Below are 19,988 nucleotides of genomic sequence, written 5' to 3' on the forward strand. Positions count from 1 at the left end.
TAGCTAAATTTAGTTTTAGTTCAAGCTAATTTTATCCTAGTTCCTTTCTGAGCTCTTTGGTCGCTTTCACCATGTTATCAAGCGCAGCTCTAGTTTCTTCCCATCCACGAGTTTTTAGACCGCAATCAGGATTCACCCATAAACGCTCCACGGGGATCTTCTCGGCGGCTTTATGAATAAGCGATTTGATCCACGCAATGTCTGGCACATTCGGACTATGAATATCATACACACCGGGACCAATCTCATTTGGATAGGCAAAATCTTCAAAAGCATTTAGTAGTTCCATGTTCGACCGAGATGTTTCTATGGTGATCACATCAGCATCCATATCGGCGATTGCACCAATAATGTCGTTGAACTCTGCATAACACATGTGTGTATGAATTTGCGTTTCATCTTTAACCCCCGATGCCGACACTCTAAATGCATATGCCGCCCAATCAAGATAACTTTGCCATTCACTTGCCTTTAATGGCATGCCTTCTCGAAATGCTGGTTCGTCAATTTGTATGATATCAATTCCCGCGTTTTGTAAATCGACGACTTCATCTCGAAGCGCCAATGCGATTTGATTTGCAATGCTCGGCTTATCGAGATCATCTCTAACAAATGACCAAAATAAAATGGTGACAGGCCCTGTGAGCATACCTTTCATTTTCTTAGCGGTTTGCGCTTGCGCATATTGCGTCCAGCCCACAGTCATTGGCTTTTCTCGAGATACATCGCCCCAAATAATAGGCGGTTTAACACAGCGAGAGCCATAGCTTTGCACCCAACCAAATTGCGTAAATGCAAATCCTTCGAGCTGCTCACCAAAATACTCAACCATATCATTACGCTCAGCCTCACCATGCACTAGCACATCGATATCAAGCGCTTCTTGCTCTTCAACCGCATAACGGATCTCCGCTTGCATTTGGTTTTCGTACTCTGCGGCTGAAATAACACCGGCTTTAAACTCTTTTCGTGCTTGACGAATGGCTTGTGTCTGTGGAAAAGAGCCTATGGTTGTGGTCGGTAATAAAGGTAACCCTAATGCGGCTTGCTGCTTTTTAGTTCGTTTGGCAAATTCACTTTGTCGCTTTGCGTGCTCGGCAGTAAGTGATGCCACTTTTTCTTGAACCAAAAGATTATTTACTCGCTTAGAACTCGCTCTAGCTTTTACGGGCGCAGAATATAAATCTAAAGTTGTTAGTGCTTTATTATTAATGGCTGCTTTAAGTAACTTAAGCTCTTGTGCCTTTTGTTTTGCGAACGCCAACCAAGAACGTAATTCAGCATCAAGCTTTTCTTCTTGATCTAAATCTACCGGGGTATGGAGTAATGAACATGACGGTGCTAACCATAAATTATCACCACGACTTTGTGCTATGGGCTCGATTTGATCATAAATAGCAGACAGATCTGCTCGCCAAATATTACGGCCATTTATAACCCCTAAAGATAATACCTGGTCGTCATTTAAAAGCTGGTTTAACTTTGCAAGATCTTGCTCACCAGCCACACAATCAAAATGCACGCCTGCAACAGAATATTGCTGAATATCTTCATAGTAATCTTTTACTGAATCAAAGTAGCTTGCCAGTAAAACCTTCACACCTTGCCCATTTAATGTAGCAAAAGAAGTGCGCAATGCAGTGCGATACTCATCTGATAGCTCTAAGGCAAGAATTGGCTCGTCAATCTGTACCCATTCAACGCCAAGTTCAGCCAGCTTTTGTAATACTTGCTGATAAACCGGTAGTAACTTTTCTAGAAGTGAAAGCTTATTAAACGGCTCATCTGCACACTTAGCTAAATGCAAATAAGTGACAGGCCCTACCAAAACAGGTTTAACTTTATAACCCAGACTGTATGCTTCAGAGACTTCTTCAAACAGTGCCTGCCAGCTAAGTTCAAAGCTTTGCTCTTTAGAAAGTTCAGGCACTATATAGTGGTAGTTGGTATTAAACCACTTAGTCATTTCACTCGCAGCACAGGCACAACCACTTGGCGCTTTACCTCGGCCTATTCTGAATAATGTATCTAGGTCAACACTGCCATCGGTATTTACATGGCGTTTTGGTATAGCGCCTACTAATAAACTGGTATTGAGTACATGGTCATACCATGCAAAATCGCCAACTGGGAGTAATTCAATGCCAGCTTCAGCCTGTATCGCCCAATTCTCGGCTCTGATCACTCTGCCTTTCTCTAGTAACTCGGCCTTAGTTAGCTCGCCTCGCCAATACGCTTCGACTGCAAATTTGAGTTCACGTTTTTTGCCAACTCGAGGAAAACCTAAATTATGAATATGCGCCATGCTCTTTCCTTAAAATTATACGGATGTTTAGATGGCTAAAAGTATTAACATGAGATAGGATGAAGACAATTGATGGTTTTTCAGTTTTAACATGAACAAAATTAATCAAATAAATTTGTAAAAAATATGATCAAAACATGACAACGCTGTCAAAAATAGTGTTATAGTGATTTTGCTAATTAAACACAGTTTTATGCTGTTTTTATAAACTAGCAAACACGGAAATTGAAGTTATGCAGTTCAAGAATAGGTGAACTCTGAATTTTGCTCACTCTAAGAATGAGATTTATTGAAGATGATAGATATTAAACATTTAAAAACCATTTCAACGCTTAAAGAAACCGGCTCGCTTGTCAATACAGCCCGTGAACTGTTTTTAACTCAATCTGCTTTATCTCACCAAATTAAAGACTTAGAGAACAAATTAGACTGTCAATTGTTCGAAAGAAAAACACAACCAGTGCGTTTTACCCCACAAGGTATGCTATTACTAGAATTGGCCAACGAAGTGTTACCAAGAGTAGAAGCTACAAAGTGTCGGTTAAAAGAAAGCCTTAATCAGCCAATTTCGCAACTGCGCTTAAGTGTTGAATGTCACGCATGTTTCCATTGGTTATTGCCGACAATCAGAGAATTTAACAACTTCTGGCCTGACATCCATGTAGATTATGAGCGCGGGTTTAGCTACGACGCTATTCCTGAGCTACTCAACGATGACTTAGATTTAGTATTAACTTCTGACATTCGTGAAGCAGATAAGCTTGAATACGCGCATCTATTTGATTTTAAATTGAAGCTGATTGTATCACCCGATCATGAACTGGCTAAAAAAGCCTACGTAACGGCCCTCGACTTAAAAGACGAAACCATTATTTCGTACCCTATTCCAAAAGAGCGCCAAGATATTTTTAAGCATTTTATTCAAAATGCACGCTTTGACGGTACATTAAAAACGGTTGACCAAGGATTACTTATTTTCCAGTTAGTCAGTGCCGGAATGGGTGTTGCCGCTCTACCTGATTGGCTAGTAACACCTTATGAAAGCCAAGGGTTAATTAAGTCTATTCCGCTGGGCGCACTGGGTTTAAATCGTCCGATGTATTTAGCCATGAAGAAAAACATGAAAGACAACCCTGTCTATCGTCACTTCTTAAATACGTGTAAGCAAAGTAACGGACGATAACCACAGAAATCATCTGGTTGTCTTACTGATTCTATTTTAAACTAGCCCAAATTCTCTTTGGGCTTTTTTATGTTTGAAATCAAAAAGATCATCGGCGGCCTCTTGATGCCCTTGCCACTCACATTGATCATCTTGTCACTGTGTTTATTATTTATCGCAAAACAAAATAAAAAGTCATACTTAATTGCTTGGCTTAGTGTTCTTGCCACTTGGTTTATAAGCACACCTTACGGCGCAAACTTATTGATTGAACCTGTTGAAAAGACACAAGCGCCTTTCAATATTAAAAAACACAAAAAGCTCCACTATATTGTTGTACTTGGCTGTGATGTCTATGCCAATAGCCGTTTGCCAGCAAATGGCCAACTTGGTGGTTGCGCGTTATCACGCCTAGTTGAAGGGCTTCGTCTGGCAAACGCATACCCTCAAGCTAAACTGATAGTCTCAGGGTATGGTTTTGGTATAACCACTGGCGCTGATTTAATGGCTGAGACTGCTAAAAGTTTAGGTATTGCGAAACACCGTATTTCGACCAACCCAACAGCCAAAGACACCGCCGATGAAGCAAAACTTCTTGCCCCAAAATTAGTCGATAGACAAGTTGCATTGGTAACGTCAGCAAGTCATATGGCCAGAGCCAGTGATTTATTTTATGTGCAAGGGGTTGATGTGCTCAAAGCACCCGTGCAATTTTACACTTATACAAATACTCCTACTTATAAGCTTTTTATTCCAGATTCGGGGGTATTAAGAGCGGTTACGAGTCACTGGCATGAAGTTATAGGTAAAGCGTGGATTGCATTAAGACGATTCATTAACCCTGAAGCTTTATGAATCAGTGCTTAAAAATACGTTAAAATGCTTACTTTTACAGCGCTTTATCACATTTTAGATGGCTAAAAGTAGAGAAATGGCGCAAAAAATTGAAAATTAGCCCAATTTTCGGTATAAATGCGCCTTTAAATTAAACCCGCGTATCCGCGTATTAACGACTAGGATCTACGATGAGTAAACTTGATAAAACTGAAGTATTAAGCGCTTTTGAAGCTGCATATGAAGCTGCCCATGGTAAAAAGCCAGAGATCACAACTAAACCTGGCTGGTACAGCATTGACGGTGGCAAAAACATGCGTCTTGCAGATGTAGCAGCACTAACAGAAGAGCTTACTTCTGGTTCTGCGGCTCCTAGCCAAGAAGCGGCTCCTGCTAAAAAAGAAACAAAAAAACCAGCAGCGCCTGCGAAAACTAAAAAAGCAGCATTTACTGTTGTTAAAGCTAACGAAGAAGGCTACACACCAGAAGAGTTCTGGATTATCCGTCTTGCTGAAAAAGAGCATGACTGTCGCCTTCCACGTGGTGTGGTTTAATCTCCACTCACAGCTAGACATAAAAAAACCGCGTTTACCGCGGTTTTTTTATGTCTGGATTTTAACATTGAAAGATTAAAATCCAACAGGAGTGAGACCTAAGCCTCACTCACCAATGAAAATGTTACTCTTCGAAGAATAACTTCTCACGTTTTTTAGCACCGACTTCTTGCATCGTTGACGCATCAAATAAACGGCCATTGATCATAGTAAGACTGATCTTGTCCGTATCTCTGATGTTATCTAACGGGTTTTTATCTAGCACGATTAAGTCAGCTAATTTACCCGCCTCAATTGAACCAATATGTTCATCAAGACCGATATGCTTAGCCGGATCAATCGTAGCTGCACGCAATGCTTCATGTGGCGTCATGCCACCTTGTGCAAACATCCAGATTTCCCAGTGTGCCGCTAGGCCTTCACGCTGACCGTGTGCACCTAGATTCACTAGCGCACCTAAGTCTTGTAATTCAGCAGACACACGTGCGTTGTTGAAGTGATTATAGTGGTGATCTGGTGACTTAATACGACGCATTGAACGTGGTAGTAATTGATTCTTAGGCACAAACTTACTTAATCTTGGGTGTGCCCACACATCTGTTTTATCGTACCAATAGTTTTCACCCCAAATACCGCCATAAGCCACACCTAGCGTTGGTGTATAACCTACATCAGTCTGCGACCATAACTGCTTAATATCGTCATAGATATGCGAGACAGGTAACGAGTGCTCAATACCAGTATGACCATCAACGACCATAGTGAGGTTGTGTTGTAACAATGACCCACCTTCAGGCACAACCATCATGCCTAACTGACGACCCGCTTCAACCACTTGCTGACGCTGCTCACGACGCGGTTGGTTATAAGACTTCACACTAAAGGCACCGACTTTTTGTAAACGCTCTAAGTGGAACTTAGCATCGTCTAATGAATCTACGTGTGATGTATAACCCGGCATATTCGCTCCGTACAAAATTGTGCCGGTTGAGAAAATACGAGGGCCAACAATTTTGCCTGCTTTTTGCATTTCGCTGGCTGCAAAGATCTCTGTGGTATCGTTTGATGGATCGTGAATGGTTGTTACACCTAAAGACAAGCCCGCAAAGTTCTTCCAGTTTTGCTCTGGAATGATCTCGTTACTGCCTTGCGCACCGTGCGCGTGTACATCCACCAGCCCAGGTAAAATAGTTTTACCTGTTACATCAATCACTTTTGCGCCTTTTGGAATACGCACATCAGCTTGTGACCCCACCGCTTTGATGTGCTTGCCATCAGTCAGCACCACACCATTTTCGATAACTTGCTCGCCTTTCATGGTAACAATGATTGCGCCAGTTAACGCAATCATGCCTTTTGGCTCAGCCATTTTCTGCTTGAAACCAATGTTTGTGCCACTGGCCACTTTAAAGTCAGCATCTTCAGCTTTATTGATATCAAACATGCCTGCAAGTGACGCATGATAAAGCTCAGGTCCTAGACTCCAATATAGTTTATCGCCTTTAGCACTCCATGAAATGCCCTCCCCCGCTCTGACAGATAACTGCTCAACAGGAAATTGTTTATCGCTTGGAGAGATATTAATGGTTTTGCCACTCTCTACAAACGGCGTCACAAATACCTTAAAACGTTCAGCAAATGCGAGATATTTACCATCCGGAGATACGCGGTATTCAGTCGCATGTTTTGATTCGTATAAAACCTGTGTTTTCTTCGTCTCTAAGTTTACTGCGCGCAATTGCGGTTTAGGCCACCCAGCCATTACAAAAATACGGTCGTTTCTGTCAGCAAACTGAGGTTGGAAACCTGACTCTGTGATGAGCTCTGATTCTCCGCCTTTACTTGAAACTTTGTAAATCCCCGACTTTAATGACCACTCAGGCGTTAAAATCGAACTGCCTGAAGTTTTACGGTACACCACTGTGTCGCCATCAGGACTAAATGTTGGCTCTACATATTTGCCTGGCTGTTTAGTAACTGCTTTACCTCGACCTGAGCGCGCAGATACAACACGTACCGAGCCCTGCTCTTTATCATCCCAAGTAACATAAACAATCTTTTTGCCATCACGAGAAAATTGTGGGAAGAATTCAAAATGATCTTTTTGCTTAGTCAAACGCTTAATTTTGCCAGAATCAAGATCTCTTTTGTAAATATGACCCATGGCTTCAAAAATGGCCGTTTCACCGTCAGGAGAGACTTGTACGTTACGAAGCATTTTCACATCAAATTCAGGCTCATCGATGTCCTGAGCAAAACGTAATGCTTTTTGAAGCTTTTTGGTGGTTTCTACTTTGAAGGCAATTTCTTCAACTGATTTGTCTTTCACAGCCAGTTTATGAATTTTACCACCTGCCCAGAATATCAAATGTTTTTGATCTGGTGTCCAAGCAATGGTTGGATATACACCGTGAATGGCCCAAGTCTCTTGCATATCACGCTCAAGTTCACCATAAAGCTTAGTATGCTCACCTGACTCTAAGTCATATAAATAGAGGCTTGATTGAAAATCGTCACGTTTAATATATGCCAGTGTTTTACCATCTGGTGACGGGGTTGGACGAATGGCACCGCCCATACCCGATAAGATCACCTCGATCTCACCTGTTTCTCTGTCTAGACGCTTAATTTTATAAATGCCTGCCACTGAATCTTTTGAGTAGTGGAAAGTTTTGCCCGGTGTGGCATCTTGTGAGAAATACACATAACGACCATCTGGCGAGAACGCAGGCTCACCTAAGTCTTTTTGTTCATTTGGACGCTTCGTTAGCTGAACACCATTACCACCGCTTTTGTGGTACATCCAAACTTCGCCCGCACCTAAAGAGCGAGTACCGGTAAAGTGCTTACGCGCCACGATAAAGTTACCATCTGGACTCCATGCCGGACTGTTCAATAAACGAAACGTTTCTTTGGTAACGGCGGTTTGCTCTGATCCGTCGGTCTTCATCACCCAAATATTGTCGCCACCACCTTGATCTGAAGTAAAAGCAATATACTGACCATCAGGGCTAAAGCGTGGTTGCATTTGCCAACCAATGTCTGAGGTTAACTGTGTGGCTTTACCGCCTTTCATCGGCATAGTGTAAATGTCACCAAGTAAATCAAATACAATGGTTTTACCATCTGGGCTGACGTCGACATTCATCCAAGTACCTTGCTCTACCGATACTTTCGCATCGAAGAACTCACCTTGCGGCGAATCAACTTGCCATTTTTCTGATTTTTCTGCGGCCTGTGCACTGCCAAGTGCCAATGACACAGAAAGTGCGAGCGCACTATAAAACTGTTTTTTCATCTTGTTGTCTCTCAGTTATCATTACAACTGATTGCAACAAAATTTCGTATGAGATACCAGAAAAAAGCCACCAATTGCAGATTTTATCGACGGTACCAGTTACGGGGATCAAACTGGTAATAATCCGTCAGTAACGTGAATAGCTCTGGGTCGTATTGGTTCAGCTCGAACGGTTTTTCTATGAATGTCTCGGTCAGCACCGCAAAAAATTCCGCTTCATTGGTTGCCCCATAACTATGCATAACATGATGCATGCCGTAAGCCACATGACTTTTCAAGTTTGAAAATGCACGAGTAAACACTTTACCCCATTGTTGATACATGGCCTCTGAATGTAACTGAGGTGTACCATTGGTTTGCCCTGTTTGCTGATCGAGCTGATGGGCAAATTCGTGAAACACCAAATTATGGCCATCTTCAGGTAACCTATGCCCTTCAATGACGTTATCCCAACTTAAAACCAAAGTACCACCGGGCCAAGATTCCCCTTGTCTAACTGAGGTATGGTAATTAACCAGCCCTGCCGAATCGCGACTTTGCTGTGGCGCATAGTAGCTACTGGGATATAACAGCACTTCTTTCACATTTGGATATAAAGGCCACTGGCTGTTCAGCACCAATAAACAAGCATCGGCAGCAATCAGTAAGACCATGGCACGATTCACTGTTAAACCATCGCGGCCTAATACACGCTTTTCACCTAAAAACCAGACAATATGATTTTCGAGCTTTTCACGGTCATTGTCGGTCATATTACGATAGATAGGCATATATTTAAGTAAGATCTGCTTATCTTGCTCTGACAGGTTTTGCTCAGCATATTTACGCTGCCAATATTGCCTCATTACATCATGCCAACGCCAATAAATAACCACAAAGGCGACAAGTGCCAACATCAAGAAAATATTTATCATGTGAATTCTCTTTACTCTACTAATGAGTTAGTAGGTACGAATTGCAGCGATTTCAATATAGCTTTGATAAAATCAAAGAAACTTAAAGATTATAAGATAGAACACTCTGCCATGACTTTACCCATAGCCCATATAGAAGCTGATTTTCACGCTCATATTGACTCTTCTCCGCTTGTGATCAGCGCAAGCACTGGTTCAGGCAAATCAACTTGTTTACCTGTTTGGGCAAAAAAAATTGGCCGAGTGTTGGTAGTACAACCAAGACGTATTGCCTGTACGTCACTTGCGGAATATTTAGCTGAGCAAAGCCAGCAACCGCTCGGAAAAGAGATTGGCTACGCCATTCGTTTTGAAAGCCACTTCGATGAAAACACCCAAGTGGTATTTGCCACACCAGGTGTCGCACTGCGGTGGTTTTTTGAGTCTAAATTAAAAGAATTTGATGTGGTCATGCTCGATGAATTTCACGAGCGCCGCTGGGACATGGATCTACTCCTTGCTCTTCTTAAAAGTCATCAAGCGCATAAACTCATCGTCACCTCGGCCACACTAGATACAAAGCCTCTATGTGATTATTTACACGCAACGCACCTTCATAGCGAAGGCAAAATGTTCCCCGTCGAAGAGACCTTTATTGCAGATGATATGCGGGCGATGCCAAGCAAACATGACTTAGCCCCAAGGGTATATCAAGCTTGTGCTCAAGCATTGCATGAAACCCAAGGTGATATTTTGGTGTTTTTACCGGGCAAAGGCGAAATTCAAAGTGCCGCGAGTGCGCTCAAGGAGTTAGATGCCATTGTCATTGGTTTGTATAGTGGTTGTCATAAATCACAGCAAGATTTGGCGCTTAAACAACAATCAAAACAACGTATTATCTTAGCAACCAATGTCGCAGAAACGTCATTGACCATCCCCAATATTACCTTTGTGATTGATTCAGGCCTTGAGCGTCGCACCCATCTTCGCGGCGGTAAAACAGTACTGGCACTAGAAGCCATAGCTGCGGACTCAGCAAAACAACGACTTGGCCGCGCCGGTAGAACACAAGCAGGTAGCTGCATACGCTTATACGGTCAATATGCGCCACTAATAAAAACCACGCCGCCAGAAATTCACAGGGAAGCCTTGTCTGAACTGGTATTGGCGAGTGCTTGTGCAGGGTTCAATATACATGAGTTACAATTTTTAGAACCATTGCCAAGTAGCTCGTTAAATACCGCCATTACACAATTACAAAAAGTCGCAGCCCTTGATAATGATTTGAACGCCACAGAACTGGGCAAAGTGTTATATCCGCTACCCATTGATGCAGAATATGCATACTTAATTACGCAGATGCCAAGCGGAGTACTAAAACAAGCCATGATCGATGCCATTGCCGTTTTAAGTGTGCCAGCAAGGGTTTATCAGCTACCGAATAATTCAGAACAACTCGAAGAATTAAACAAGACCCTACCTAATCATTGCGATCTAGAATTAGCTATTAATCTACTTAGAGGTAAAGCCCCTCATGTAAATGTCGAACAAAACGCGTTTGAAGAGGCCAAGCAATTTAGCGAACAACTACGAGAGGCCTTTTCATTACCAGAGCTCAGTAAAGCCGCGAATTTTGATAGAAACTTACTCTTACAACATATTGCTCAAGCTCGACCTGATTTACTTTACATAAAAAGAAATAATCGACGTGGTGCTTTTGGTAATGGCCACAACGAAGTGATCCCTGCCAAAGAATCTCGCATTAACGATAAGGCGCAAGCAATGATAGTGTTAGACACGTATGCCATGGCTGGTAAAGGGACAAAACAAGCCATGACGTTGGCAACCTGCGCCGCACCTATATCGCTTAATCTTATTAGTGAATACGCACAATACGAAACCACACTCAACAAAGCTGAAATCATTGACGATGATATCATGGTGAATATCAGCCATATTTTTGCCGGTGTAGAACTTTCGTCAAAACTTGAGCCTGTCACCTCAAACACCCTCATTCCCGCCTGTGTCGAGCTCATACTCAATAATCAATTAATGCCGGGCGTAGCCGAGCAAGTGACGGGGTCGATTGATTATCATACTCTTTATAACTTAGCTGAAAATATTACTGAGACACTACCAACAGCCGAGCAATACTTGCTAGAAACTTTGACCAATTTAGGTATTCGTGAACAAGATGATTTAGCCTTAATCGAACCCGAAGACTTGTTTTATCAAGGTGTGGAGTCTTGGTTAATTGAGCCATTTAAAGAAAAATACCCGCTTAAAATCGATTTACCTGAGTTAAAGCTATCGGTTGAGTATTTCTTTAAGGCTAAGCGTTTAACCCTGCATTACGATAGTGGCGCTCGCAAAGATGCCCCAAAAAGATGGGAATTACCAGCTTGGAAGGGATTTAAAATTCAGTATAAAAAGGCAAGTAAAGTGGTTGATGTGAAATAATAAATAGTGTTAATAAACACTTCGTGATTTACTATTATGAAACAAAAAATATTTTTACAAAAAATCCACCTTCTAGGGCTATTCAGATCTAATAAGAAAGAGATCAGTTAACCGATCCAAATGATCGTGAAAAACCTTTAGTCAGGTTTCTGATTATGGTTTTTTTATATCTAGCACACATTTATTTGTAGATATTATAGACGAGTCAGCTATTGAACTAGCTCAACTTTCTACATTTTGTGAACACATTCCTACCGAATGGGTTGCGCAAGCCACTTGGCTTTCATCTAAGGCAACAATTAGAAGACGAAGACTACCCAGTGATATATTGCTTTGGTTAGTGGTTGGTATGGCGTATTTTCGCATTGAGACAATCGCTGAAGTATCACGATGATTAAATATTTGTGCCGAAGGGTTAGTTGATGAAAAGCTAATAGCTAAAAATGCTTTAATTGAAGCCTATAAAATCCTAGGCCAGGGCTTTTTAGGCAATGTAACTATAAATGAGGACTTGAGCGTTACACTCAGGATAGTTAGCATGGCTTACAAGTATTTGCAGTTGACGGTACATTATTCAGAAAGCATGGCAATGATGACCTAATAAAACACTGTTCTGCTTTAATCAAACAGGACACTTTTATAATGGAATATAACCCAATTATTGAGGTGTGAAATGACAAAAATGACAAACAGAAATTATACTGCTGAATTTAAGCTAGAAGCTGTGGCATTAGTAACTGAGCAAGGTTAAAGCGTACCAAAAACAGCGGCGTCTTTAGGCATCACAGATAAAATACTTTATAACTAGAAAGCTAAGTTTGAAGCTAAGCAATCTGAGACCAGTTTAAGTGCAGGTGAACGAGCTGAATTGTTAAGGCTTCACAATGAAAATAAAGAGCTCAGGATGGAAAAAGAAACCTTAAAAAAGGCCAGCGCCCTGCTAAAGGAAACCAAGTAACGTTTAAAACCTTTAAGAAACTATCTTCGGTATTTCCAGTAAGTAAGCTTTGTAAAGTAATGGACGTCAGTCACTCAGCCTATTATGCTTGCCTGAAGCGACCCGCTAAAATCATTACAGCAGAGCATTTGCATATGTATCGAAGAGCCAAAGTCATCTTCAGGCAAAACAGAAATAGCTTGGGTTATCGAGAGCTGAAGAAGCAGTTATGCAAGAAGGGCTTTATAGCCAGCGAATATGGCGATAAGAAGTTAATGGCTATGCTTGGTTTATTTGTTATCTGCGAGTTGCTTATAAAGTCACAACCAAGCGTAAATATACTGATGCCGTAGCTGGTAACCTATTGAATCAGAACTTTAATCCTATTGCTGCAAATCAGGTTTTGGCTGGTGATGTGACATATTTAAGAACAGGAGAAGACTGGATGTACCTAGCCATTGTTATGGGCTTATATTCACGCCGCATCGTTGGCTGGCATATCAATAAGCGAATAACGACTGACTTGGTAAGCAAAGCTGTGAAGAAAGCTTATAACTTACGTCAGCCACCTAAAGGCTTGGTGTTTCATTCTGATAAAGGCTCACAATATACCAGTAAGCATTACCGTAAACTGCTAGCCACCTACGGTATTATAGCGAGTATGGACGATGTTGGAGCGTGTTGGGAGAATGCGGTTGTTGAAAGTACCTCAGCCAAGACACGAGTATATGAGAGATGATGTGACAGCGTACATGCGTTATTACAACTTAGAACGACTCCATACGGAAAATGGTGATCTATCGCCAATTGAATATAAGCAAAGTTCCTTAAGAAAAGTGTCCTGAATTAGTTGTGCAAAACAGTGGTTGAAGGCAAAAAATAAAAATACAGTATAAGTAAACTCCCACGCTTAATAACTAAGTCCAACATAATAAAGTGTTGTACTTAAGTTAAAATATTGTATTATAAAAAGGAACAACACAACAGAAAAGGATTTATTATGAAAAAAATTTCACTTTTACTTTTCGGGCTTACATTCATCATATCTGGCTGTTCAAACACAGTTGATCGTAAAACAAAAATGAATAACCAGTTAGCTGCTGTCGAAAATAATGACAATTATATATGTAAGACGGTTAAGAAAACGGGCTCAAATTTCAACACTAGAAGGTGTATGACAAAAGAAGCATACAAAAGATCAAAAGAAGCCGCTCAAGAGGCTTTAATTAGGCTAGGTCGAACTTATACCGAAGGTGGAACTAATTAGAAGCAGCTTGAACTCGTGTGTTATAAAATGGATAAATTCGGTAAATACGAGCCAATATTAAATAATCACACGAGTACATACATAAACTTTTTGCTACGCTAAGAAATTTTTGAAGTTGTGAATCCACCCAATTTAGTAATGTCTTTTCATAGAATTTTATACACCCTTAAGATAATTAATTAGTGTCTTATCACCAAGTGAATCACAAGTCAATTCGTTATTTGTACTAGCTCGGACTTAATCTGACAGTTACCTTTTTAAATCGGAGACTGTCAGATTAGGACTGAGCAAATTTTTTCTGCCCAAATATATTTTCCATCTTCTTCCGTATTAAGTGGCGTTCTGTCACAGCATATTTTTCCTTGTGAGTTATACCATTCCGCATAAAGATTAAGTCAGCTTTATCCATTCTCGGCTGCACATCTTCTTCACTCGATCCGGTAGTGAAATAAATTGATTCCATGCTTTTGAAACTTCATCAACTATGTCGTCATAGCCAGAAAACACTCTATTGGATAAACAATGTTGTCGTATCCAGCTCCATACTTGTTCTATTGGATTTAGCTCTGGTGAATAAGGAGGAAGTTTTATGAGCGTTAAGTTGCTGAATTCTGCCGCAGTATCATCTGTATGCCAGCCTGCGCCGTCTATAATCACAACTGCATGCCTGCCAACTGGTGTAGCTTGTGATATTTGACGCATATGCTGCCTCATCGCTTCTTTATTTACGAATGGACTTACTAACGCTTCAGTTTGGCCTGTGGAAGGACATACTGCACCAAATAAGTACCCGTATTCAAACTGTTGTTGTTTCACAATCCTTGGCCGTGTTCCTGTTTCAGCCCAAATGCGTGTAGTCGGGTTCTGCTGACCAAATCGAGCTTCATCCTGAAACCAGACATCGATACGGTCAAGAGGAAGGTGGCCTGGAGTGTGAAGGATCGTTTCCAGTAGAAAGTTTTTTAAAAGCTTCTTGCCTCTGCTGTGATTGCTTAGGATGCTTCGAGCGACTTGTGATCCAGCTAAAGCCAAGCTGTTTTAGTATTTTATAGACATGATTTAAGTGGTAATGAACGCCAAACTCGGTGCTAATGTATTGCACAATGTCCTCACCGGTTAGACGGCCACCTTGAAGGTCTGAGTTTGCGCGCTTTATAAACTCAGACAGTTGCTCAAGCTGTGGTTGTTGGAGTCTAGATGGACGCCCTTGAATAGGCTTATTGTCTAAGCCATCGAGGCCATGCTCTAGGTAACTAGAGACCCATTTATTAACACTACTTCGTGCAGTATTAAGGCGTTTTGCAATGTCGGCTCTACTATTGCCCTCATAAAATAATGACACGGCAAGCAATCGAATGCGCTTTCGTGCGTTGGGTTCTTTTCGCGAAAGCGATAAAAGCTGTTCAGATATGTTTGTGTTCAACGTTATTGAGTTGGTGATTTTATATGACTTCTATTAGATCAGATATTTAAGCGGAATGGTATTAGGTCATTATTGAAATAAGCCACCCATTCGTTCAGATCATTTTTGTAAATACTCTATCGAACTTTACAGCTTTTTGCGGAATGTAATCTGCTAAAACTCGCTAAGTATTGTTTTGTGAAATCGCTCGCTGATACCGTTAGTTTGAGGCAACATCGCTTTTGTTTGCGTATGGTCTATATCGTTAATTGCAAGATAAAATTTGTAGTCACTATGTGCAACCTTGCTGCAATACTCTGTACCTCAGTAATTAAAAATTTGTAGCATTAGCAGCTCCTGCCGTTCTAAATAAGGTAAAACCTTATAATTAAATATCTGCCGCTGTAATCGGTGGTCTGAAGTGTAAAGCTTTCAGACGCTTATCAAAGGCTTCTAAGTATGACGTAACCAAATCGATCGAACAGCGCTGACAGATACAAATACATCTTGCTTCCTTAGTTCATTGATTGTTTTGTGTTGTTCTTGAGCAGGTAGTCAAAAGTGTACTTAAGAACTGCTAGTTCAGTTTCTTCACCGACTCTACTTTTGATTTTTGGAGACCTATGACTTTTATCAATGAGTGTACCCAAAGCCACTGTCTTCGAATATGGCTCTTAGCATCGAAAAAACGTGTCTCTAGAACCCCCATGGCTTTAGAGGCTTTAGAAAAATGCTCTCTCTTCAGCAGGATTAAGTTAGTCAGTTTAGTGTTTAATGATTGGGTTGTCAGTATGAAGCGTGAGAGTTAGCACCTTTTGGTTGCTTTGATTAAAAGATTCGACACATTTATAAAAACTGGCAACTCTCAACTTTTCAAATCGAAATGTCAGAGCAAGTTGAGACCTAATTCACATAATTATAAATGTTTAACAACTCTTCTTTTATTTCACGTACTTCTTGTGGTAATTCAAACCAGTATTAAACAATTATCTTTTCACTGTAACTTCAGTTAAACCTTTCTACACAGCCGTTTTTATAAAAGCTACCAGCTATTATAAGCTCCAGCTTGATGCTGTTTTATTTAACCCAAGTTTCAAGTGCATTTAAGGTAAATCAGGGTCGCTATCACAAAGTCAATTTCTTTGACCATGATGGCAATTTAAGTTTCAGTAAAGTTACTTTTCTCAACGTAACTTTTTAATAAATGGAAAATTCTACTTGCGAAGTGTTTCATAGTTTGGGGAAACTACAAAGTAACCGCTAACTTTCAAGGAGGTTTTTCGATATTTGGACTTCAGTTAACTTAAACACTTTTTTCAAATTAATGCACCTGAGAATCTATACTGAATTTAAAAAGATGCTAAATAACTTTGCCGTTTGAGTGGTAATAAATGCAAGAAATAATTACAAACTTTGACTTTGGCGCAACTACTTATCCATCTAACGAACATTAGTAGTTGCGACAAACTTAAGAATAAAGCTTAGAATCCAACATTATTACCTGTATTCCAGCTACGATCAAGCTCATCCATTGCATCTCTAGCTTGTTTTTTACTCTTTTCATACGCTTCTTTTGTCATGCAACGTCTAGTATTAAAGTTAGAGCCTGTTTTTTTTACAGTCTTGCATATATAATTATCATCTTTTTCAACCGCAGCAAGTTGATTAGCCATAGTCTCTTTTTTATTACTTGTAGAATTACAACCTAATAATACTAGAACTAACATAATAAGAGTAAATGTGTTTCTATTCTTCATTTCATTTCCTTTTTTATAAAATAAATATATTAACCTAAAACTCTCAAATATCCAGTAGTAAGAATAAAATATTAACATATTCATAAATTGTGAGTTAACAAAACTTGATATAAATATCCCTTATAAAAATATATCAAATCAGTATTGTGCTATTTAACAAATGCCTAACCCAGATTTCAGATAATAAGTGCGACACTCATAGAAAGGTGTAGAAGAAGCCAACTGCCAAAAGTGGTACGCTCTTCTCGACAAAGAAGCAAGCATTACAACTATGAGTTATCAGCAATTGACCGAGAGGAGAAGATACCAGATTTCTACCCTTTTTGAACTGGGAATTTCGATTCTGAAATTACCAAAAAAGTGAGGTGTTACCGTGCAACGGTGTATCGTGAGTAAAAAAAGAAATCAAACGTATGGGGGTTATTGTCCTCAGAATGCTCACGCTTTTCCGGTTCGAATGCGCAAAGCAACTCACAAATATCAAATACCTGTCTAGCGTATTGAGTTTGTATGCTTGCTGCTTAGTATTGACTGGAGCACAGAGCAAATATCCAATGTCCCTACAAGAGTAGGAACTCGCGTTAGTCATGAATGGATTTATCGTTATGTTGCTTTAGTTTAATGCCAAGGCGGTCAACTCTGTCGTCACTTGAGGCAAGGACAAACGATAACGCAAAGGCCTCAAAGAGAGGGCGCCATGGATGAAAAATGCGGTATCCATTGATGAACACCCATTAACTGTGAATAACTAAGAACGATTCAGGAATTGGGAAATCGATACAGTGACAAAAACGACAATAGAAATGCTTATGCCATTTAACACAATCACGGCAGACAATGGTAGAGAATTCGAGAGCCATGAGCAGATTAGTGTTGCTCTTGATGCTGACATATATTTTTTCATTTATAAAGCTATTGGGGACGAGGTGCAAACGAAAACGCGAATAGTCTTTTGAGGCAATATGTGAAGAAAAGGTCAGACTTAAAACAGGTAACGGATGAGTATATTCAGTTTGTTCAATCAAGGATAAATAGCCGCCCAAGAAAGTGTTTTGGATTCAAGCAGCCAGCACTTATTTTTAAATAATTAGCAATGGTCGATTGATGTTAGCGTACTGCACTTCGAAGTTGAATTTGGGACTCAGTTTTTAATCTAGTTACAAAAAATATTTATTTGCTCTAATAGCTGATATGGCAACTTCACTAGTAATCAATTGTTAAAAAAGAATGAATGCAAGAATATAAATCATCCAACCGAAACAAAGTTTCTTTAGAATTGAGTAAACTCAAATCAATGAGCTTTACATGTTAAAAAACTTAAAATTAACACTCTGATTTAGCTCAAAAACTATTATCTGAAATCAGCATAACTGAATTTGAGCTAGCAAAAGTATTATGCAGAAGTTCCTACATGCATGTATCCATTTTTGAAATCGACTGTAATTACAAAGTGCTGTAAAACATCATAGCCTAATGCGCCTTTAACCATAACACCTTTAACTCTAGAACCTGTCCTTGCTCTATTATCGTACAACTCATAGCGCGTATCGTCTTTATAAAAGATAGTTTTTACATTTGAAAGTGAAAATGGGCCAAACTTAATTTCAGGAAGATTAACTTGGTCATACTCTCTCAAAGCATTTAGATCTGCCACCTCAACTTTTGATACTTCTTGCTCTGTTAAGCCTAACGATTTAGCATGAGAGCGAGTTATTCTTAATCCTTCTGTTAACCCAGTACCCATAGCAAACCAAGCGTCTTCTTTATTATTAATACCTACTTTAACTATTGGTAAACCTGTTTGACGATGTGCTCTCATTTCAATATTTTTTACTTTCTTTAAATTTACACTTTTTCTATCTAATAATCTCAATCTCTTATTCGGATAATCAAATTGATAGACAAAGTTAAAGAAAAAACCAGCACCTAGTTTAACTTCTGCTTCAGGAAGAACTGCAAGTTGCATCTCATCTAAAGTAATATCGAAACCAAAAACATTTATTCCAACTTGTTGATATAAAGGCTTGTACACTTCTGATATATTGTCCTCAACAATAACAGGTGATGTTTTTCGTGCATCTAATTTTCCTAACTTAGCGAATGATTCACTGATGTAGTGTCCTTCACCACTAGTATCTAAAATAGCCTTTACATTTTGCCCCTCTACTTTTATTGGTACTACCATTTTCCCATTAATTATTTCAAATTTAATCCAGTCACTATTTGCAGAACTAAAAAATGAAATAAAGCATAAAGCAAGAAAACTTAAAAATTTCATGTATTTTTCCCTAAAAATTTAAATTAGATAAATCTAACGCTTAATCAATAAGTGTTAATATAACAATTAAATTATCAATATAAATAAAAAAAGTGTAAGTAAGTGCTAATAATGTAAATAAAGTCTAATATTCTTAGAATCACCTTATAAAACAATTTATTGCGATCATAATACGAGGTTTTTTCCCGAAGTATGTCAACACTTCATGTTCTAGATAACCTGGAAATATCACAAACCCTCCAGATGCAGGAGCAAAAGAAAACCCCCCATAATCAAACATAGGTTTTAGATTAAAAAAGCCTTTATCATCAGGGTTTTGCCTTATTCTTCTTGGATCATATACTTGTAGAAAGCCACTTCTAGGGTATTCTTGTGTAGGGGGATCGCCAGCATCCACATAATAGACCATAGACCAAGAACACTGACCATGGTCATGTAATGTTTTGGTTCCTCCAAATCTAGTAATGTGATACCAAGATTCGACTTCAAACTTACACTGCGAAAGCTCTTGCTGCGTCATCTTTCCGGTTTCTAGTATCCAAGAAGATAATGTTCCATTCATATGTTTTTTAATTTCATCTAAAGCTTGATAGCCTTGCATTGAAAATAAATCACCAGGGCTATCAGATATATTCCCTATCGTAGTATTAAGTCTTTTTCCATTTTTAAAACCTTTGGCTTCTAGCTCGAGAAACAATTCTGTTAGTTCAGAGTTTAATAATTCCACCCCTTCAAAGTAACCCTCTAAGATTGGTGTGGCAAAGCAGACTTTTGGAGTAGCTTTTAATTTCATTCTTTTCTCCAGGCAAAAAAAAGCGCACTACATTAAGTGCGCTTTAAA

At 39.6% G+C, this 19,988-nt stretch carries 12 protein-coding genes and 4 pseudogenes; 8 read left to right on the forward strand and 8 right to left on the reverse strand.

Going from position 1 to position 19,988, the window contains the following annotated elements; all coding sequences use genetic code 11:
* Positions 1-31: 31 nt before the first annotated feature.
* The gene (gene metE / locus ACH784_RS12120; RefSeq protein WP_404390535.1) at positions 32-2,305 is read right to left on the reverse strand and encodes a 5-methyltetrahydropteroyltriglutamate--homocysteine S-methyltransferase; all 2,274 of its coding nucleotides are present in this window, start codon (positions 2,303-2,305) and stop codon (positions 32-34) included.
* A gap of 295 nt (positions 2,306-2,600) precedes the next feature.
* On the opposite strand from metE, the gene ACH784_RS12125 reads away from it, so the two are divergent.
* The 3 genes from ACH784_RS12125 (at position 2,601) to ACH784_RS12135 (ending at position 4,855) form a co-directional block, all read left to right on the forward strand.
* On the forward strand, positions 2,601-3,488 hold the full coding sequence (locus ACH784_RS12125; protein WP_404390537.1) for a LysR substrate-binding domain-containing protein: 888 nt from the start codon (positions 2,601-2,603) through the stop codon (positions 3,486-3,488).
* A 69-nt stretch (positions 3,489-3,557) separates the two neighbouring features.
* A complete protein-coding gene (locus ACH784_RS12130; protein ID WP_404390539.1) occupies positions 3,558-4,322 on the forward strand; it encodes a YdcF family protein in 765 nt (254 codons plus the stop codon).
* Between the two features lie 170 nt (positions 4,323-4,492).
* Complete coding sequence (locus tag ACH784_RS12135) at positions 4,493-4,855, forward strand: hypothetical protein (protein WP_404390541.1); 363 nt, start codon at positions 4,493-4,495, stop codon at positions 4,853-4,855.
* 124 nt (positions 4,856-4,979) lie between these two features.
* On the opposite strand, the gene ACH784_RS12140 is transcribed toward ACH784_RS12135, so the two are convergent.
* The gene (locus ACH784_RS12140) at positions 4,980-8,153 is read right to left on the reverse strand and encodes an amidohydrolase family protein (protein WP_404390543.1); all 3,174 of its coding nucleotides are present in this window, start codon (positions 8,151-8,153) and stop codon (positions 4,980-4,982) included.
* 83 nt (positions 8,154-8,236) lie between these two features.
* Positions 8,237-9,067, reverse strand: a complete 831-nt coding sequence (locus ACH784_RS12145) for a M90 family metallopeptidase (protein ID WP_404390545.1) — start codon at positions 9,065-9,067, stop codon at positions 8,237-8,239.
* A gap of 111 nt (positions 9,068-9,178) precedes the next feature.
* Between ACH784_RS12145 and ACH784_RS12150 the strand changes: the two genes are divergently transcribed.
* From ACH784_RS12150 to ACH784_RS12165, 4 genes and pseudogenes are all read left to right on the forward strand, one after another.
* Positions 9,179-11,506: a helicase-related protein gene (locus tag ACH784_RS12150; RefSeq protein ID WP_404390547.1), complete on the forward strand. Its 2,328-nt coding sequence runs from the start codon at positions 9,179-9,181 to the stop codon at positions 11,504-11,506.
* 166 nt (positions 11,507-11,672) lie between these two features.
* Positions 11,673-12,115 (forward strand): annotated as a pseudogene (locus tag ACH784_RS12155) (transposase domain-containing protein); the annotation flags it as partial.
* A 64-nt stretch (positions 12,116-12,179) separates the two neighbouring features.
* A pseudogene (locus ACH784_RS12160) lies at positions 12,180-13,288 on the forward strand (IS3 family transposase).
* 155 nt (positions 13,289-13,443) lie between these two features.
* Positions 13,444-13,710: a hypothetical protein gene (locus tag ACH784_RS12165; RefSeq protein ID WP_404390549.1), complete on the forward strand. Its 267-nt coding sequence runs from the start codon at positions 13,444-13,446 to the stop codon at positions 13,708-13,710.
* 390 nt (positions 13,711-14,100) lie between these two features.
* On the opposite strand, the gene ACH784_RS12170 is transcribed toward ACH784_RS12165, so the two are convergent.
* From ACH784_RS12170 to ACH784_RS12180, 3 genes and pseudogenes are all read right to left on the reverse strand, one after another.
* Positions 14,101-15,121, reverse strand: a protein-coding gene (locus ACH784_RS12170; RefSeq protein WP_404395238.1) for an IS630 family transposase whose coding sequence is annotated in 2 segments (ribosomal slippage) — positions 14,101-14,667 and positions 14,669-15,121 — 1,020 coding nt in all. Because the reading frame shifts where the segments join, the coding sequence is not laid out codon by codon here.
* Positions 15,122-15,198: 77 nt separating this feature from the next.
* Positions 15,199-15,924: pseudogene (locus ACH784_RS12175) on the reverse strand (helix-turn-helix domain-containing protein); the annotation flags it as partial.
* 669 nt (positions 15,925-16,593) lie between these two features.
* Entirely contained in the window at positions 16,594-16,869 is a 276-nt protein-coding gene (locus ACH784_RS12180; RefSeq protein ID WP_404390551.1) for a hypothetical protein, read from the reverse strand.
* Positions 16,870-17,140: 271 nt separating this feature from the next.
* Between ACH784_RS12180 and ACH784_RS12185 the strand changes: the two are divergent.
* A pseudogene (locus tag ACH784_RS12185) lies at positions 17,141-17,956 on the forward strand (IS30 family transposase).
* 306 nt (positions 17,957-18,262) lie between these two features.
* Here the strand turns inward: ACH784_RS12185 and ACH784_RS12190 are convergent.
* Entirely contained in the window at positions 18,263-19,147 is an 885-nt protein-coding gene (locus ACH784_RS12190) for an aspartyl protease family protein (protein ID WP_404390553.1), read from the reverse strand.
* Between the two features lie 139 nt (positions 19,148-19,286).
* Positions 19,287-19,940, reverse strand: a complete 654-nt coding sequence (locus tag ACH784_RS12195; protein ID WP_404390555.1) for a putative 2OG-Fe(II) oxygenase — start codon at positions 19,938-19,940, stop codon at positions 19,287-19,289.
* Positions 19,941-19,988: the final 48 nt, after the last annotated feature.

The organism is Pseudoalteromonas phenolica (genome assembly GCF_044788725.1).
GTDB classification, from domain to species: Bacteria; Pseudomonadota; Gammaproteobacteria; order Enterobacterales; family Alteromonadaceae; genus Pseudoalteromonas; species Pseudoalteromonas phenolica_C.

Excerpts from the sequence above, each read along its gene's own strand:
- metE (WP_404390535.1), bottom strand. The coding sequence starts at position 2,305 with ATGGCGCATATTCATAATTTAGGTTTTCCTCGAGTTGGCAAAAAACGT.
- ACH784_RS12125 (WP_404390537.1), top strand. The coding sequence starts at position 2,601 with ATGATAGATATTAAACATTTAAAAACCATTTCAACGCTTAAAGAAACC.
- ACH784_RS12130 (WP_404390539.1), top strand. The coding sequence starts at position 3,558 with ATGTTTGAAATCAAAAAGATCATCGGCGGCCTCTTGATGCCCTTGCCA.
- ACH784_RS12135 (WP_404390541.1), top strand. The coding sequence starts at position 4,493 with ATGAGTAAACTTGATAAAACTGAAGTATTAAGCGCTTTTGAAGCTGCA.
- ACH784_RS12140 (WP_404390543.1), bottom strand. The coding sequence starts at position 8,153 with ATGAAAAAACAGTTTTATAGTGCGCTCGCACTTTCTGTGTCATTGGCA.
- ACH784_RS12145 (WP_404390545.1), bottom strand. The coding sequence starts at position 9,067 with ATGATAAATATTTTCTTGATGTTGGCACTTGTCGCCTTTGTGGTTATT.
- ACH784_RS12150 (WP_404390547.1), top strand. The coding sequence starts at position 9,179 with ATGACTTTACCCATAGCCCATATAGAAGCTGATTTTCACGCTCATATT.
- ACH784_RS12165 (WP_404390549.1), top strand. The coding sequence starts at position 13,444 with ATGAAAAAAATTTCACTTTTACTTTTCGGGCTTACATTCATCATATCT.
- ACH784_RS12180 (WP_404390551.1), bottom strand. The coding sequence starts at position 16,869 with ATGAAGAATAGAAACACATTTACTCTTATTATGTTAGTTCTAGTATTA.
- ACH784_RS12190 (WP_404390553.1), bottom strand. The coding sequence starts at position 19,147 with ATGAAATTTTTAAGTTTTCTTGCTTTATGCTTTATTTCATTTTTTAGT.
- ACH784_RS12195 (WP_404390555.1), bottom strand. The coding sequence starts at position 19,940 with ATGAAATTAAAAGCTACTCCAAAAGTCTGCTTTGCCACACCAATCTTA.